Origin of the sequence: Roseomonas sp. E05 (genome assembly GCF_030063475.1) — a bacterium.
Taxonomy (GTDB): Bacteria; Pseudomonadota; Alphaproteobacteria; order Acetobacterales; family Acetobacteraceae; genus Pseudoroseomonas.
On sequence record NZ_JASIRT010000005.1, the window covers coordinates 140,264 to 155,677 of the forward strand.

The 15,414-nt window shown below is 71.6% G+C and carries 13 protein-coding genes; 9 read left to right on the forward strand and 4 right to left on the reverse strand.

What is annotated here, in order from left to right; all coding sequences use genetic code 11:
• Window positions 1-41: 41 nt before the first annotated feature.
• On the reverse strand, window positions 42-1,142 hold the full coding sequence (locus tag QMO56_RS07715; protein ID WP_283524664.1) for a histidine kinase dimerization/phosphoacceptor domain -containing protein: 1,101 nt from the start codon (window positions 1,140-1,142) through the stop codon (window positions 42-44).
• A 437-nt stretch (window positions 1,143-1,579) separates the two neighbouring features.
• Between QMO56_RS07715 and QMO56_RS07720 the strand changes: the two genes are divergently transcribed.
• Complete coding sequence (locus QMO56_RS07720) at window positions 1,580-3,253, forward strand: alpha-glucosidase (protein ID WP_283524666.1); 1,674 nt, start codon at window positions 1,580-1,582, stop codon at window positions 3,251-3,253.
• Window positions 3,254-3,389: 136 nt separating this feature from the next.
• Here the strand turns inward: QMO56_RS07720 and QMO56_RS07725 are convergent, their stop codons facing one another.
• Window positions 3,390-4,028: a flavin reductase family protein gene (locus tag QMO56_RS07725; protein ID WP_283524668.1), complete on the reverse strand. Its 639-nt coding sequence runs from the start codon at window positions 4,026-4,028 to the stop codon at window positions 3,390-3,392.
• A gap of 180 nt (window positions 4,029-4,208) precedes the next feature.
• On the opposite strand from QMO56_RS07725, the gene QMO56_RS07730 reads away from it, so the two are divergent.
• Window positions 4,209-5,795, forward strand: coding sequence for an ABC transporter substrate-binding protein (locus QMO56_RS07730; protein WP_283524670.1), 1,587 nt, complete (start codon window positions 4,209-4,211; stop codon window positions 5,793-5,795).
• 28 nt (window positions 5,796-5,823) lie between these two features.
• On the forward strand, window positions 5,824-6,990 hold the full coding sequence (locus QMO56_RS07735; RefSeq protein ID WP_283524671.1) for a M20 aminoacylase family protein: 1,167 nt from the start codon (window positions 5,824-5,826) through the stop codon (window positions 6,988-6,990).
• A gap of 149 nt (window positions 6,991-7,139) precedes the next feature.
• Here QMO56_RS07735 and QMO56_RS07740 read toward each other — a convergent pair whose 3' ends face one another.
• The gene (locus QMO56_RS07740; RefSeq protein WP_283524672.1) at window positions 7,140-8,258 is read right to left on the reverse strand and encodes a PHB depolymerase family esterase; all 1,119 of its coding nucleotides are present in this window, start codon (window positions 8,256-8,258) and stop codon (window positions 7,140-7,142) included.
• Window positions 8,259-8,485: 227 nt separating this feature from the next.
• On the opposite strand from QMO56_RS07740, the gene QMO56_RS07745 reads away from it, so the two are divergent.
• From QMO56_RS07745 to QMO56_RS07765, 5 genes are all read left to right on the forward strand, one after another.
• Window positions 8,486-9,271 (forward strand): SDR family NAD(P)-dependent oxidoreductase, encoded by a 786-nt coding sequence (locus QMO56_RS07745; RefSeq protein WP_283524674.1) that lies wholly within the window; start codon window positions 8,486-8,488, stop codon window positions 9,269-9,271.
• A 101-nt stretch (window positions 9,272-9,372) separates the two neighbouring features.
• The gene (locus QMO56_RS07750; protein ID WP_283524675.1) at window positions 9,373-10,464 is read left to right on the forward strand and encodes a YncE family protein; all 1,092 of its coding nucleotides are present in this window, start codon (window positions 9,373-9,375) and stop codon (window positions 10,462-10,464) included.
• Between the two features lie 9 nt (window positions 10,465-10,473).
• Window positions 10,474-11,274 (forward strand): polysaccharide deacetylase family protein, encoded by an 801-nt coding sequence (locus tag QMO56_RS07755; protein WP_283524677.1) that lies wholly within the window; start codon window positions 10,474-10,476, stop codon window positions 11,272-11,274.
• A gap of 19 nt (window positions 11,275-11,293) precedes the next feature.
• Window positions 11,294-12,241 carry a sterol desaturase family protein gene (locus QMO56_RS07760; RefSeq protein WP_283524679.1) on the forward strand — a complete coding sequence of 316 codons (948 nt, stop codon included), beginning with the start codon at window positions 11,294-11,296 and terminating at the stop codon, window positions 12,239-12,241.
• On the forward strand, window positions 12,238-12,849 hold the full coding sequence (locus tag QMO56_RS07765) for a DUF938 domain-containing protein (RefSeq protein ID WP_283524681.1): 612 nt from the start codon (window positions 12,238-12,240) through the stop codon (window positions 12,847-12,849). Before QMO56_RS07760 ends, QMO56_RS07765 begins: the two co-directional genes overlap by 4 nt.
• A 75-nt stretch (window positions 12,850-12,924) precedes the next feature.
• On the opposite strand, the gene QMO56_RS07770 is transcribed toward QMO56_RS07765, so the two are convergent.
• On the reverse strand, window positions 12,925-14,190 hold the full coding sequence (locus QMO56_RS07770) for a cytochrome P450 (protein WP_283524683.1): 1,266 nt from the start codon (window positions 14,188-14,190) through the stop codon (window positions 12,925-12,927).
• 149 nt (window positions 14,191-14,339) lie between these two features.
• Here QMO56_RS07770 and speB point away from each other — a divergent pair, with 149 nt between their 5' ends.
• A complete protein-coding gene (speB, locus tag QMO56_RS07775; RefSeq protein ID WP_283524684.1) occupies window positions 14,340-15,230 on the forward strand; it encodes an agmatinase in 891 nt (296 codons plus the stop codon).
• The last annotated feature ends 184 nt before the right edge of the window (window positions 15,231-15,414 follow it).

A 15,414-nucleotide genomic window follows, 5' to 3' on the forward strand; every position in this document is an offset into this window, starting at 1 on the left:
CACTCGCCGGCCACCGCCGCGTCAACTGCGCGCGGGAGGCCTCAACCGGCGGGCGGAAGATCCAGCACGATGCTGACTTCCGTCGGCGGGCCACAGCGCACCTGCGCCGCCTCGCCGCCGGCGATGAGGCGGATCAGCCCGAAGCCCGACTCGCATCCTGTGCTTGCGGTGGCACGCAGCAGGCGCTCCGAGCCGGAGCCTTCGTCCTGCACCGCGATGCGGAGGCGGTGCGGCATCCGGTCGGCCCGCAGATCCAGGGTGACGTTCCCCTGGCCGTGGCGCATGGCATTGGCCAGCAGCTCCCAGGCGACGAGGCCGAGGCGCGGCGCGTCCAGCGCGCTCACCATCATGTCGGCGCCCTCGCGCAGCCGGACATGGCGGCCGCTTCCCTGCCAGAGCCGGCGGAAGGGGCATAGCAGGCCCTCCAGGCTGGCGCGCGCGCTGAGCCGCCCGGCTCCGGGCTGGGACTGCAGCAGCGCATGCACCTCGGCCACCGCCTGGACGCGGCCGGCGGCGGCGTTGAGGCGGGCCGCGAGCCCCTCCTCCTGTCCCGCCAGCGACTGCAGGCACAGCATGTCGCTGATCATCTGCAGCCCGTTGCGGATGCGGTGGTCCATCTCCTGGATGATGTGCGCCTGGTTGCGCAGTTGCGCGTCGCGCTGGCGCAGGGCGCGCTCGGCCTCCACGAGGCGCAGCGGGGCCTCGTCCGGCCGCAGTTCCGCCTCGCGCTCGGCCATCAGCATGTCGGCCAGGTTCTGCAGCCGCGCCCGCTCCTGCGGGGCGAGGCCCTGCGGCCGCGGCTCGGGCGAGAGGATGGCCAGCACGCCCTGCTGCCGCCCCTCGCGGTTGCGCAGCGGGGCCGCGGCATAGAAGCGGATCCCGGCCGGGCCGGTGGCCAGGGGGTGCTGCGCCAGCCAGGATTCCTGCCAGGCATCCTCCACCACGCAGGCCCCGCTCCGGCGGGCCAGCATCTGCCAGTCGGTCCGATTCATGGTGATCGCGAGGTCCAGCCCCTGCTGGACGAGGGACAGGCCGGCCGGCGGGCCAACGAAGCAGGCCAGCGCCGCCGGTGTCCCGAAGACCGCGAGCGCCAGATCCACGATGCGCTCCGCGGCACGGCCATAGGGCGTTGCGCGCGTCATGCGCGGCCAGCCGCCTGGGAGTTCGGCGGCGGACTGGGAGGCGAGCGCGCTGCCCGCCAAGGAGGCGGGCGGCAAGCCGGGCATGTCCAGCAAGAAGGAGGCTCGCTCCCTTTCCTGCCGCATCATCCGTCCCATGGCCCTGCACTCCCTGCCGCGCCTTTGCCGACCGCACTGCCACCAGTTCCGGCAAAAGCGGGGTTTGCGCGCCATAGTTCTGGTGAGGGCACAGCGGGAGCAACCGAAAGCTCTGTGTGCAGTGCGGAAATGTGGTCACAAGGCGCTGATACGGCTGCGCTGCCGTCTTTCCTCCTCCGCGCGGCGGCATCGCCGAAACGCTTCGATTCACAAATCAGCAAGATTATTCCCGCTTAGATTGCTATCACGCCGCCGTGATATCCGGTCTGGCGTCAAAGCAACCGAGTGGGGAGGAACCTGCCATGGTCGCAGGGGCAGAGTGGTGGCGTGGGGCGGTGCTCTACCAGATCTATCCGCGCAGCTTCGCCGACAGCAACGGCGATGGCGTGGGCGATCTGGCGGGAATCGAGGCGCGCCTTGCCCATGTCGCCGCCCTCGGCGTGGACGCCATCTGGATCTGCCCCTTCTACGCCTCCCCGGGCCGGGACTTCGGCTACGACATCTCCGACCACATCGCCGTGGACCCGCAGTTCGGCCGGATGGAGGACTTCGATCAGCTGGTGGCCACCGCCCACGGCCTCGGGCTGAAGGTGCTGATCGACCTGGTCGGCGGCCACACCTCCGACCACCATCCCTGGTTCCAGCGCAGCCGCGCCAGCCGCGACGCCCCCGAGGCCGACTGGTACACCTGGGCCGATCCCAGCCCGGACGGCACGCCGCCCAACAACTGGCTGAGCGTCTTCGGCGGCTCCGCCTGGGCCTGGGAGCCGCGCCGGCGGCAGTATTACCTGCACCACTTCCTCTCCAGCCAGCCCAGCCTGAACCTGGCCAACCCCGCTGCGCTGGAGGCGGTGCTGGCGGTGGGCGAGTTCTGGTTGAAGCGCGGCGTGGACGGCTTCCGCCTCGATGCCATCGACTTCCTGGCGCACGACCCGGCGCTGCGCGCCAACCCCGCCCGCCCGGTGGTGGACGGCAATGTGCCGGCCAAGCTGTTCGGCCTGCAGTACCACGACCACGACATGATGCACCCGGAGACGCTGGCGATCCTGCGCCGCATCCGGGCGCTGACCGACCGCTACCCCGGCACCACGACGCTGGGCGAGGTGTCGAGCCAGGAGGGCGCCTTCGAGCGGGTGCGCCGCTACACCGCCGGCGAGGACCTGCTGCACATGGCCTATACGCTGCGCCCGCTGCGCGGCGGCTTCGACCACCCGACCGTCACCGACCTGATCCGTGCCTCCTCCGCTGCCGCGGGCGCCGAGGGCTGGCCCTGCTGGTCCTTCTCCAACCATGATGTGGAGCGGGCGGTCAGCCGCTGGAACCCGGCGGGGCGCGAGGCCGGGCCGGACCCGCGCTTCGCCCGGCTGCTGGCGAGCCTGCTGCTCTCGCTGCGCGGCAGCGTCTGCCTCTACCAGGGCGAGGAGCTGGGCCTGCCCGAGGCCGAGCTGGCGCTGGAGGACATCCGCGACCCCTTCGGCCTGACCTACTGGCCGGAGTTCCGCGGTCGCGACGGCAGCCGCACGCCGATGCCCTGGCGCGGCGGCGCGCCGCAGGCCGGTTTCACCACCGGCAAGCCCTGGCTGCCGGTGCCGGCGGCGCACCACCCGCTGGCCGCGGACCGGCAGGAGGGCGATCCCGGCAGCCTGCTGCACGCCTGGCGCCGCCTCCTGCTGCTGCGGCAGGCCTACCCCGCGCTGGTGCGCGGCGCCCAGCAGGCGCTGGACCTGCCGGCGCCGCTGGCCGGATTGGTGCGCGAATATGGCGGGCAGCGCATCCTGGCGGTGTTCAACCTTTCCGACGCGCCCGTCCGCTTCACCGGGCCGCTGCTGGCGCGCGCCACCCCGCTGCCGGACGTCACCGGCCAGAGCGCCCGGATGGAAGCCGATGGCGCGTTGCTGCCGCCCTATGGCGTGCTGCTGGCCAGCCTGGAGACGGCGCCGGCACCGGCAGCGCTGGTGCCCGAACTGCAGATCTGAACAAGGCTGGGGGAAGGAATTCCCCCAGGCCCCCATCTTTTTTCTTCGGGTTTTCCGTGCGGGCCGCCAGCGCGGCGCCAAACTGGCAAAAAGAAGATGGGGGTCCGGGGGAATTCCTTCCCCCGGACTTTTTCCGTCAGGCCGTCGGCCGCAGCATTTCGAACAGGCTGGTCACCTCGGCATAGTCGCCGCGATAGCCACAGCGGGCGACCGGGTGCGCCGCCGCGGTGTCGAAGATGCCGTCCTTCAGGAACTCGCGGCGGATATGCACGCCCACCACCTGGCCAAGCACCAGGCGGCTGCCGAGCGGGCGCCCCTCCAGGTCCGCCAGCGGCACGATCTGCAGCAGCCTGCACTCCAGCGCCGCCGGGGCGCGGGCGACGCGGGGCGGCCGCACCCGGGTGGAGGGCGCCGCCTCCAGCCCCGCCCGCAGCATCTCGTTCTCGCCATGCGGCATCGGCGCGCAGGTCTCGTTCATCGCCTCCGCCAGCGCGCGCGAGACGAAGTTGCAGACGAACTCCCCCGTCTCCTCGACGTTGCGCAGGCTGTCCTTGCGCGGGTCGTCGCCGCCGGGCCGGCGCTCGGCGGAGAAGCCGACAACCGGCGGATTGGTGTTGAAGCCGTTGAAGAAGCTGTAGGGCGCGAGGTTCACCCGCCCTTCCGCGTCCATGCTGGTGATCCAGCCGATGGGGCGCGGCGCCAGGATCGCCTTGAAGGGGTCGTGCGGCAGGCCGTGGCCCTCGCGGGGGTCGTAGAAATAGGTGGCGTCCGTCATGCGCAATCCTCGGGCGGAGGGGTTCGCCGCGGCTGCGGCGCCCGCCCGGAGCAAGCCCCGGCGCGCGGCACTTGTCGAGGGGGCGCGTCTTGCGGGGCGGCACGAGGCGGTGTTTGCTGCCCTCAAACGGTCCGCAGAGGCCGCCACCAGTCCGCGTCCCGTCCTCAGGAGACAGGTCCAATGCACCGTCGCACCCTGCTCGCCAGTGCCGCCGCGGCCGCCGTCCTGCCGCGCCCCTCCCTGGCGCAGCCCGCCTCGGCACGCGTGCTGAAATACGTGCCGCAAGCCGACCTCACCATCACCGACCCGGTGCTGACCACCGCCTACATCACCCGCACCCACGGGCTGATGATCTGGGACCAGCTCTACGGCCTGGATGCCGACCTCAAGCCGCAGCCGCAGATGGTCGAGGGCCATACCGTCGAGGATGACGGCAGGCGCTGGACCTTCCGCCTGCGCGAGGGCCTCGTCTTCCACGACGGCGAGCCGGTGCGCGGGCGCGACTGCATCGCCTCCATCCGCCGCTGGGCGCAGCGCGACGCGCTCGGCCAGGCGCTGATGGCACGCCTGGACGAGATGTCGGCGCCCGACGACCGCAGCTTCGTCATCCGCCTGAAGCGCCCCTATGGCGCCATGCTGGATGCCCTGGCCAAGGTCGGCCCGCCGGCCCTGCTGATCATGCCGGAGCGGCTCGCCGCCACCGACGCCTCCAAGCCGATCCCGGAGATCATCGGCTCCGGCCCCTTCCGCTGGAAGGGGGATGAGCGGGTGGTCGGCGCGCGCGTGGTCTACGAGAAGTTCGATCGCTACCGCCCGCGCGAGAGCGGCACCCCCTCCTGGGCCGCCGGCCCCAAGCGCGTGTTCTTCGACCGCGTCGAGTGGCAGGTGATGCCCGACCCCGGCACCGCCACCGCCGCGCTGCAGAACGGCGAGGTGGACTGGTGGGAGAACCCGCCGAACGACCTGCTGCCGATCCTGGAAGGCAGCCGCGACATCGTCACGCAGCGCGCGACGCCGCTCGGCACCATGGGCACCGGCATCTTCAACCATCTCCACCCGCCCTTCGACAATCCGGCGATCCGCCGCGCCGTGCTGGGCGCGGTCAACCAGCAGGACTACATGATCGCCGCCGCCGGCACCGACCCGGACCTCTACAACGTGCCGGTCGGCATCTTCACGCCGGATACGCCGATGGCGACGCGCGCCTCGCTCGACGTGTTCGGCACGCCGCCGGGCCTGGAGCGCTCGCGCCAGGCGCTGCAGGAGGCCGGCTACAAGGGCGAGCGCGTCATCCTGATGTCGCCCTCCGACCAGCCGGTGCTCGCCGCCCTCGGCGAGGTCTGCAACGACATGCTGAAGCAGCTCGGCATGAACGTGGAGTTCGTGGTGTCGGACTGGGGCACGCTGGTGCAGCGCCGCGCCATCAAGAAGCCGCCTGCCGAGGGCGGCTGGAACATGTTCAACACCACCTGGGCCGGGCTCGACATGATCAACCCGGTGGTGACGCAGGTGCTGCGCTCCGGCGGACCGGACAGCGCCTTCTTCGGCTGGCCGGACATCCCGCGCATCGAGGCGCTGCGCGAGCAGTGGCTCGACGCGCCCGACCTCACCGCGCAGCAGAACGTGGCGCGCGAGATCCAGGCGGTGGCGATGCGCGAGGTGCCGTTCCTGCCGCTTGGCCAGTATTTCTACAAGACCGCCTATCGCAAGCGCCTGAAGGACGTGGTGGACGGCCTGTTCGTGTTCTGGAACGTGCGGCCCGCATGACGCCGCCGCCCCCTGGAGAATCCCGCTGATGACCGCCCTCGACCACCTGCGCCGCTACCACGACGAGCTGACCGCCATCCGGCAGGACCTGCACGCCCATCCCGAGCTGGGCATGGAGGAGCACCGCACGGCCGAGCTCGTCGCGCGCAAGCTGGAGGAATGGGGCGTCGATGAGGTGCATCGCGGCGTCGGCGGCACCGGGGTGGTCGGCGTGCTGCGTGCGGGCAGCGGCAACCGTGCGGTTGGCCTGCGCGCCGACATGGACGCGCTGCCGATGAGCGAGCTGACCGGCCTGCCCTATGCCTCCACCGTGCCCGGCAAGATGCATGCCTGCGGCCATGACGGCCACACCACCATGCTGCTGGGCGCCGCGCGCTATCTCGCCGAGACGCGCGCCTTCGACGGCACCGTGCACCTGATCTTCCAGCCCGGCGAGGAAGGCTGCGGCGGCGCCCTGGCCATGCTGGAGGACGGGCTGCTGGAGCGCTTCCCCTGCGACGTGCTCTACGGCATGCACAACGCCACCGGCCTCGATGTCGGCAAATACGCCATCGGCGCCGGGCCCTTCATGGCGGGCGGCGCCTTCTTCGACATCACGGTGGAGGGCAAGGGCTCGCACGGCGCGCGGCCCGAGGCCAGCATCGACCCGGTGCTGACCGCCTGCCACATCGCCGCCGGGCTGCAGTCCATCGTCTCGCGCAACATCGCCCCGCGCGACACGGCGGTGGTCAGCGTGACCAAGGTGACGGGCGGCGACGCCTACAACGTCATCCCACAATCCGCCGTGCTCTCCGGCACCGCGCGCTTCTTCAAGAAGGAGGTGGGCGAGCAGATCGAGGCGGCGATGCGGCGCATGGCCGAGGGGGTCGCCGCCGGCTTTGGCGCCAGCGCCAAGCTGGATTTCCGGCTGATCTTCGCGCCCCTCGTCAACGACGCCGAGGCCAGCACCGACCTGGCCGATGCCGCCGCCGACCTGGTGGGCGGCGAGCTGGTGCAGCGCGACCGCGCGCCGCTGATGGGCTCGGAGGACTTCAGCTTCATGCTGGAGAAGGTGCCGGGCGCCTACATCCATGTCGGCAACGGCGAGGGCGCCTCGGCGCACAACCCGCACTACAACTTCAACGACGAGGCCATCCCCTTCGGCGCGGCGCTCTACGCGCGCATCGTCGAGCGGGCGCTGCGCTCGGAAGGCTGAGAAGCGAAAGACCGGGGGAGAATGAATTCTCCCCCGAACCCCCACTTCTTTTTCCTGTCTGCTTTTGTCGTGCTGACGAAGCACGCTCGCGCCAGAACTGAAACCGGCAGAAAAAAGAAGGGGGTCCGGGGGAATTCATTCCCCCGGCCCTACCGCAGCCGGGCGAAGCGCAGCGCCTTGTCCAGCAGGCGTGCCGGACCGAAGCGGCGGGGCGTCATTTCCTGCGCCTCGCCCTGGCTGTTGACGCGGAAGTGCCGGGGCATATCAGCCCGGTCGGTGCCGAGCCCCCAGAAGCGCAGGATACCATGGGTGGAGGAGATCCCGACATCCAGCAGATGCGGCCCCGCCACGCCAACCTGCCCGGCGCCGGTGCCGGCATGCAGCGGCACGCCATGCTCCATCCCGGCGATGCGGTGGCTTTCCACCAGAACGCGCCCGTCGGCGTCATGCCAGCGGCGATGCACCACCAGCTCGCTCCGCTCCACCTCGTCCGGCGCCTCCAGCGTCAGGCCGTGCAGGTCCAGCCATTGCTTCAGCACTTCCTCGGCGTTGCCGGGATGCACGGTGCTGTCGGTCTCGCCCTGCCAGACGGAGACGCGCGGCCAGGGGCCGGGATGCGCCGATGCCGCCCGCACCGCCTCGCCGCGTTCCCCGGCGCTGCGCTGCGGCGCCTGCCGCATCACCTCCAGCGCCTCCGAGGCATCGCTGGCGGCGCCATAGGGCAGGCCGGCCAGGATGGCGCCGGCGGCGAAGACCTCCGGATAGGTCGCCAGCATCACCGAGGTCATGCCGCCGCCGGCCGAAAGCCCGCTGATGAAGACGCGGCCGCGGTCCAGCCCGTGCTCCTGCAGCATCCACTCCACCATCTGGCGGATCGATAGCGCCTCGCCGGCATTGCGCAGCGTGTCCGCCGAGTTGAACCAGTTGAAGCAGCGATAGGCGTTGTTGCCGCGGTCTTGCTCAGGCAGCAGCAGGGCGAAGCCGAGCCGGTCCGCCATGTCCGACCAGCCGCAACCCTGGTCATAGCCGGCGGCGGTCTGGGTGCAGCCATGCAGCGCCACCACCAGCGGTGCGCCGGGCGGCAGGTCGGGCGGCGCATAGGACAGCATCCGCAGCCCGCCGGGATTGCTGCCGAACCCCTTCACCTCGGCCAGGCGCCCGTCCGCCACCTCGCCCGGCAGCCCGGCCGAGAGGCCGCCGGTCAGCAGCCGTGTCCAGCGCTGGCGCAACCGGATCAGCTCGTCCAGCCCGGAAAGTGTCTCCGCCATTGAAGTCAGCCCCTTCCCCATCTCGCCTGCCGCCGCCATGGCATGACCGCTTTGCTGCAGCGCAGCATACTAACGGCGCAGGCCTCCATTGGTCACAGCAGAAACGCGCGGGGCTGCACAGCGGACCGGGCATGCGGCAGATTTGCCGGGCCGGAGGGCGGCCCGGGCTTTGCAGGGGCCCTCGCCCGGGCTAGCTCCGCAGCACCCTGTACAGGATTGGGAACACGATGGATTTCGCTCAGGATCTGGCTGGCAAGGGGGTGGTGGTGACGGGCGCCTGCGGGGTGGTCGGCCGCTGGCTGGTGCAGGCCTTCGCCGAGGCCGGCGCCCGGCTCTGCCTCACCGACGCCAACGGCGCCGCCCTCGCCGAAATGGCCGCGAACCTGCCGGAAGGCAGCTTCACCCACCCCGCCGACCTGCGCGACGCCGCCGCCATCGAGGCGCTTGTGGCCGCCATCGGCACCCGCTGGGGCGCCGCCGACGTGGTGGTGAACAATGCCGGCGTCTATCCCAGCGGCTTCCTGCTCGACATCGATGCCGGGGAGTGGGACCGCATCTTCGACATCAACCTGCGCGCGCCCTTCCTGCTGACCCGCGCCGCCGCCCGGCAGATGATCGCCGCCGGGGTGAAGGGCAACATCATCAACATCTCCTCCGGCGCCGCCCGCAAGATGCGCCGCTCCGTGGTGCCCTACTGCACCTCCAAGACGGCGCTGGACCGGCTGACCAAGGGCTTCGCCATCGAGCTGGCCGAATACGGCATCCGCATGAACGCGCTGGAGCCCGGCTTCGCCGCCGGCAGCACCGCCAGTCCGCTGAACGAGACGCATGTCCAGGCCACCCTCGCCGCCATCCCGCTCGGCCGCGGCTCCTCGCCGTCGGATGTCGGCAATGCCGCGCTGTACCTGGCCAGCAGCGCCGCCAGCTACGTCACCGGCGCGACGCTGACGGTGGACGGCGGCAACTCCATCGGCAGCCTCGCCGTGCACCAGGAGAAGAAGAGCGCGCTCTGAGGGCAGCAAAGGCCGGGGGAAGGAACTCCCCCGCCCCCCTCTTCCTTCCGCCCCCTCGCGGGGCGGCCCGCGGCCATGCCCCGGCCGACGGAGGCATGGGGATGAAGCAGCTTTCACGCAGCGAGGCGGGCGCCGCGCTGGCGAGCGCGGAAGCGGACCTGCTACACTGGCCGCCTCTCCGCCGCACGAGCCGCTTGACCGGCCCGATCCATCCGAAGGCAGCGACCATGCGGTTGCCCGCGCTCCTGGCTCCCCTTCTCGCCCTGCTCCTGGGCAGCGTCCCGGCACGGGCGGCAGGGCTGGTCTATGTGCTGAACTCGGGCGACGCCACCATCCAGGTGCTCGATGCCGAGAGCCAGGCCGAGAAGTCGCGCATCCGCGTGCTGCGCGAGGTGCACCACCTGGCGCTGACGCCGGATGGCAAGACCCTGCTGGTGGGCGATTCCGGCGCCAACGAAATGCTCTTCATCAACCCCGCCACCGGCGAGCTGCTGAAGCGCGAGCCGCTCTCCAACCCCTACCACATGGGCTTCAGCCCGGATGGCCGCTTCCTGGTGATCACCAGCCTGCGGCGCGATCAGGTGGACATCTACCGCTGGGACGGCCAGGAGCTCACCCTCGCCAGCCGGCTCGACATGCCGGACATGCCGAGCCACCTCGCCTACAGCCCCGACAACAAGGTGGTCTACGTCACCCTGCAGGGCAGCGGCCTCGTCGCCGCCATCAGCCTGGAAACGCTGCAGCCGCTCTGGAAGGCCGATATCGGCCCCGAGCCGGCCGGCATCATCTGGAACCAGGGCAAGCTGCTGGTCGGCGTCATGGGCAGCGACCACGTGGCGGTGCTGGACCCCGAGACCCAGGCGGTGGAGCGCAGGATCACCGTCGGGCGCGGTGCCCACGCCCTCTTCCCCGCCCCGCAGGGCGACGTCCTCTACGTCACCAGCCGGGTGGACAGCCGCATCACCCTGCTCGACCCCAGGAGCCTCGACATCATCCGCAGCCTCGACGTGCCGGGCGGCCCCGACTGCGTCAGCTTCGACCCGCAGGGCCGCCTCTGGGTGACGCTGCGCTGGAAGGGCCGCATCGCCCTGGTGGACCCGGCGAAGGGCGTGCTGGAAACCCGCCGCGTCGGCCGTTCGCCGCACGGCATCCTCTACTCGGCCGCCGCTCCCGCCGAGCCGCTCACCAACTAGGTCTCCCGGATGACGATGTCGCCCCCGCCCGGCCGGCGGACCCTGCTGCGGCTGGCAGGCCTCGCGCCGCTGGCCCTGGCGGCGCGCGGCGCCGGTGCCCAGGCTCCCCTCGCCCGCCCGGCCCTGCCGCAATGCCGCGCCGGCACGCTGCACCTCACCATCGACACCGGCTGGGGCCGCGAGGCGGAGATGATCGCCGCCGCCCTGCAACGGCGCGAGGTGCGCGCCACCCTCTTCCTGGCCAATGAGCCGACCGCCCGCGGCGACACCAGCCTCGGCCCCGCCTGGGCCGGTTTCTGGCGCGCCCGCGCCGCCGAGGGCCATGCCTTCGCCAGCCACACCTGGCGCCACTGGTACTTCACCGGCGATGCCGGCCCCGGCCGCGTCCGCTACGTCAACCGCCGCGGCAAGGGCGCCGAGATGCTGGGCGCCGACGGCATGCGGGCCGAGCTGACGCGGCCGATCGCGGCGCTGCGCGCCATCGCGCCGGAAGCGAAGGTGCTGCCGCTCTGGCGCGCCCCGGGCGGCCACACCACGCCCAACGCGCTGCGCCTCGCCGCCGCCGCCGGCTTCCACCACCAGGGCTGGACCGCCAACGGCTTCCTGGGCGACGAGCTGAGCAGCGCCACCCACCCGAACGACCGCCTGCTCGCCCAGGCGCTCGCCCGCGTGCGGGATGGCGAGGTGCTGCTCATGCACTGGGGCGTGCGCAGCCGGCGCGAGCCCTTCGGGCTGGTCTTCGAGGATCTTCTGGCCGGGTTGCAGGCGAAGGGCTTCTGCTTCGCCCTGCTGCCCGCGCAGGACGCCTGAGAGTGGAGGGGGGCAGGCCATGATCGGGGCGCTGCAGGACGGTTGGAACAGCCTCAACGGCTGGATCTTCGAGACGCTGGTGCAGCCGGCGCTCTACGCCGCCGGCCTGATGGAATGGGCGGAGGACGCCTTCGACTGGATCGACTTCGCCCTGTTCGGGCTGGTGCAGGTCCTCGTCGTCTATGCCGTCTGCCGCCCGCTGGAGGCCTGGCGCCCGGTGGAGCCGCGCACCGATGGGGGCAGCATCCGCACCGACATCCTCTACACCCTGCTGACGCGGCTCGGCCTGCTGCCGCTGCTCGCCTTCCTCCTCTTCGCCTCGCTGGAGTCGCGCCTCTCGGGCCTGGTCGCCAGCAGCGGCTGGGTGCCGCCGACGCTGGAGACGCTCTTCCCCACCCTGCGCGACGCGCCGCTGCTGGCGCTGGCCGTCTACATCGCCGTGCTCGACTTCGGCGAGTACTGGCGCCATCGCTTGCAACACCGCTTCGACTGGTGGTGGGCGCTGCACTCCATCCACCATGCCCAGCGTCAGATGACCTTCTGGACCGACGACCGCAACCACATCCTGGACGACCTGCTCGGCGCCGTCTGGTTCGGCGGGCTGGCGCTGCTGATCGGCGTGCCGCCGGGGCAGTTCCCCATCGTCGTCGTCGTGCTGCGCGTGGCCGAGGCGATGAGCCACGCCAATGTCCGCCTCTCCTTCGGGCGCCTCGGCGAGCGGCTGCTGGTCTCGCCGCGCTTCCACCGGCTGCATCACAGCCGCCTCGGCTCCGGCCGGCTCGGCAGGAACTACGCCGTGCTGCTGCCGGTCTGGGACTGGGTCTTCGGCACCGCTGACTTCCGCCGCGACCTCTTCCCCGCCACCGGCGACAAGCGCCTGCCGGAGGAACTGGCCAGTGGCGGCTGGCTGCGCCAGCAATGGGCCGGGCTGCGCCAGCTCGGCCTGACACTGGTGCGACGCCCATGAGCAGCGCCGGCCCCCGCCGCTCCGCCCCCGCCGCGCTGCGCAACCGCGGCCCCATCCTGGAGGTGCTGCGCGAGCAGCTCGGCGACTCCGGCCTGCTGCTGGAGGTGGCCAGCGGCACCGGCGAGCACGCCCTGCACATCGCCGCCGCCCTGCGCGGCTGGATCATCCAGCCAAGCGACCCCGACCCCTCCGCGCGCGCCAGCATCGACGCCTGGGCACAGGAGGCCGAGCTGCCCAACCTGCTCCCGGCGCTGGCGCTTGACGCCTCGGCCGCGGAATGGCCGATCGCGGCGGCGGATGCGGTGCTCTGCATCAACATGATCCATATCGCGCCCTGGCATGCGACGCTCGGCCTGCTGGCCGGCGCGGCGCGGATCCTGCCCGCCGGCGCGCCGCTGGTGCTCTATGGCCCCTACCGCCAGCAGGACGTGCCGCTGGCCGAAAGCAACGCGGAATTCGACCGCAGCCTGCGCGAGCGCAACCCGGAATGGGGCCTGCGCGAGCTTGAGACCGTGACGGAAGCAGCCCGCGCCGCCGGCTTCACCGCAGGGCCGGTGGTGCCGATGCCGGCCAACAACCTCACCGTGGTGTTCCGCCGGCAGGGGTGAAGAAGGCCCGGGTGAAAAAGGTCAGGGGAAGGAATTCCCCCGAACCCCCATCTTCTTTCCTCGGGTTCAGGAAGCTCAGGCCACAGGCAGCGGCGCCTTGCCGCGCACCCGGCTCATGATGAAGCCGCTGGCCGGCGACGCCGGCATCCGCGCCAGGCTGACACTGAGGTCCTGCGGCGGCACCTCGAAGCGCATCTCGCGGCAGAGCAGCCGCACCACCTGCTTGAGGATCACGATGGTGATCCACTCGCCAGGGCAGCGATGGCCCTGCAGGAAGTCCCCCGCCCCCTGCGGGATCAGCGTGTAGGGGTCGCCCGGCCAATCGCGGAAACGCTCGGGCCGGAACTGCTCGGGCTCCGGCCAGAGGCGGGCGTCGTGATTGGTGCCGTAGAGGTCGAGCAGCACCCACTCGCCCTCCGCGAAGGCATGCCCGGACCATTCGAACGGCCTGCGCGCCCGGCCGCCGATGACCGGGAAGAAGGGATAGAAGCGCCGCACCTCCTGCACGAAGGGCTCCAGATCCGCCTCATCGCCATCCGCGAAGCGGGCACGCCATTCCGGGTGCTCATGCAGCGCCAGCGCGACGAAGGCGATGAAGCGGTTGACGGCCAGGAGGGGGCGCAACAGGTTGATCAACTCCACCGCCGCCACCGTGCTGTCCAGCAGGCGGCCATCCGGGTCGGCATGCGCCGCGATCACCGCCAGCGGCGAACCCGCCGGCGCCCTTTCCTCCCCGGCGCGGACCCGCTCGACCAGCCGCCGCATGCGCCCTTCGGTACGCTGCCGCAGGCCGAGCGCCACCAGCGCCCCGGGGCCGACGCTGCCCGCATTCTCCACCATGGCCGCCAGTTCACGCGTCAGCTCCGGCGCCTCCTCGTCCGGCAGCGGCACGCCGCACCAGTCGCAGGCGGCGCGGGTGAGGACTTCCCCCGAGGCCGGCAGCAGCGCCACCTCCCCCTGCTCCTCCCAGCGCGCCACGGCCTCGCGCCAGCGCCGCGCCAGCAGCACCTCCATTGCCGCGAGCGCCTCGGGCGTCATCATCCCCATGAACATCCGCTTGCGGTGGCGGTGCGCGGCGCCGTCCAGCCCCTGCACGCTGCCCTTGTCCTGCAGCAGCCGCAGCGTGATCTGCGGCATCGCCCCCTGCCGGGTGAAGCGGTCGTTGTCATAGAAGATGCGGGCCGCCTCGGCGCCGCGCATGCAGGTCACCGGCGTCAGCATCATCCGGGCCGTGAACAGGTCGGAGCCCAGCCGGTCGCAGCGGCGGGAGATGTAGGTGTAGCCCTCCCGGAGCAGGGCCAGCGAGTCATCCAGGGTGGCTGCGTGGGGAATGTCGGACATCCCGGGCTTCCTGCTGCGGCGGGGGTCGGTCTCGGCAGTCAAACCGGGATGCGGGCTGTGGAGTTTCCCCCTGGGGCGCGATTCCCCGTCAGCTTTCCTCGCCGGCCTGCCGTGCTAACAGGCCGTCCACCGCTCACAGGATGCCCGGCATGTCCCTGGTTCCCACCTTCGCCACCGTGCCCAGCTTTCTCGGCGTCCCCTGGGGCGCGCGGGGCGACTTCACCGTCGCCGGCATCCCGCTCGACATCGGCACCACCAACCGCGCCGGCGCCCGCTCCGGACCGCAGGCGATCCGCCAGGCCAGCCGGATGCTGGTGGACGGCGCCCACCCCACCCGCTGGATGGACCCCGCCACCCTCTCCCTCGTGGATGCAGGCGACTTCCGCATCGCCCTGGGTGACCTGCCCACCAGCCTCCGGCTGATCGAGGAGCAGGCCGCGCCCCTGCCGCACCTGCTGGCGCTGGGTGGCGAGCACGGCGTCACCCTGCCGCTGCTGCGGGCCCTGTCGAAGCGCCTCTCCGGCCCGCTGGCGCTGGTGCATTTCGACGCGCATGTGGACACCTGGCCGGACAATTTCGGCCAGCCGCTCGGCCATGGCTCGGTCTTCTTCCACGCCATCCGCGAGGGGCTGGTGGACCCGCGCCGGATGATCCAGGTCGGCATCCGCTCGCCCGTGCAGCGCGAGATCTGGGACTGGACGCTGGACCAGGGCGTGACCGTGCTGAGCGGCCAGGAGGTGCAGGAACTCGGCCCCGCCGCCGTGGCCGAGCGCATCCGCGCGACGGTGGAAGGCGCCCCCGCCTATCTCAGCTTCGACATCGACGCGCTGGACCCCGCCTTCGCCCCCGGCACCGGCACGCCGGAAATCGGCGGACTGGCGAGCTGGCAGGCGCAGGCCATCCTGCGCCGGCTTGACGGCACCGACTTCCGCGGCATGGACATCGTGGAGGTGGCCCCCGCCTTCGACACGGCCGAGATCACCGCACTGGCGGCGGCGACAGTCGCCTGGGAATACCTGGCGCTGGTGGCGCCGCGGTGAGAACAAGATCGGGGGAATGAATTCCCCCGGTCAAACCTATAGGTTCGACCCTTCTTCTTTCTGTCAGTTTGAAGCACGGACGGCGCGGGTTCGCGCCGGGGCTGATACAGCCCCGGCGACTGCGGCCGCAGCAGGCGCGACCGAGAACGTGCAGAAAAAAGATGGGGGTCTGGGGGAATTCCTT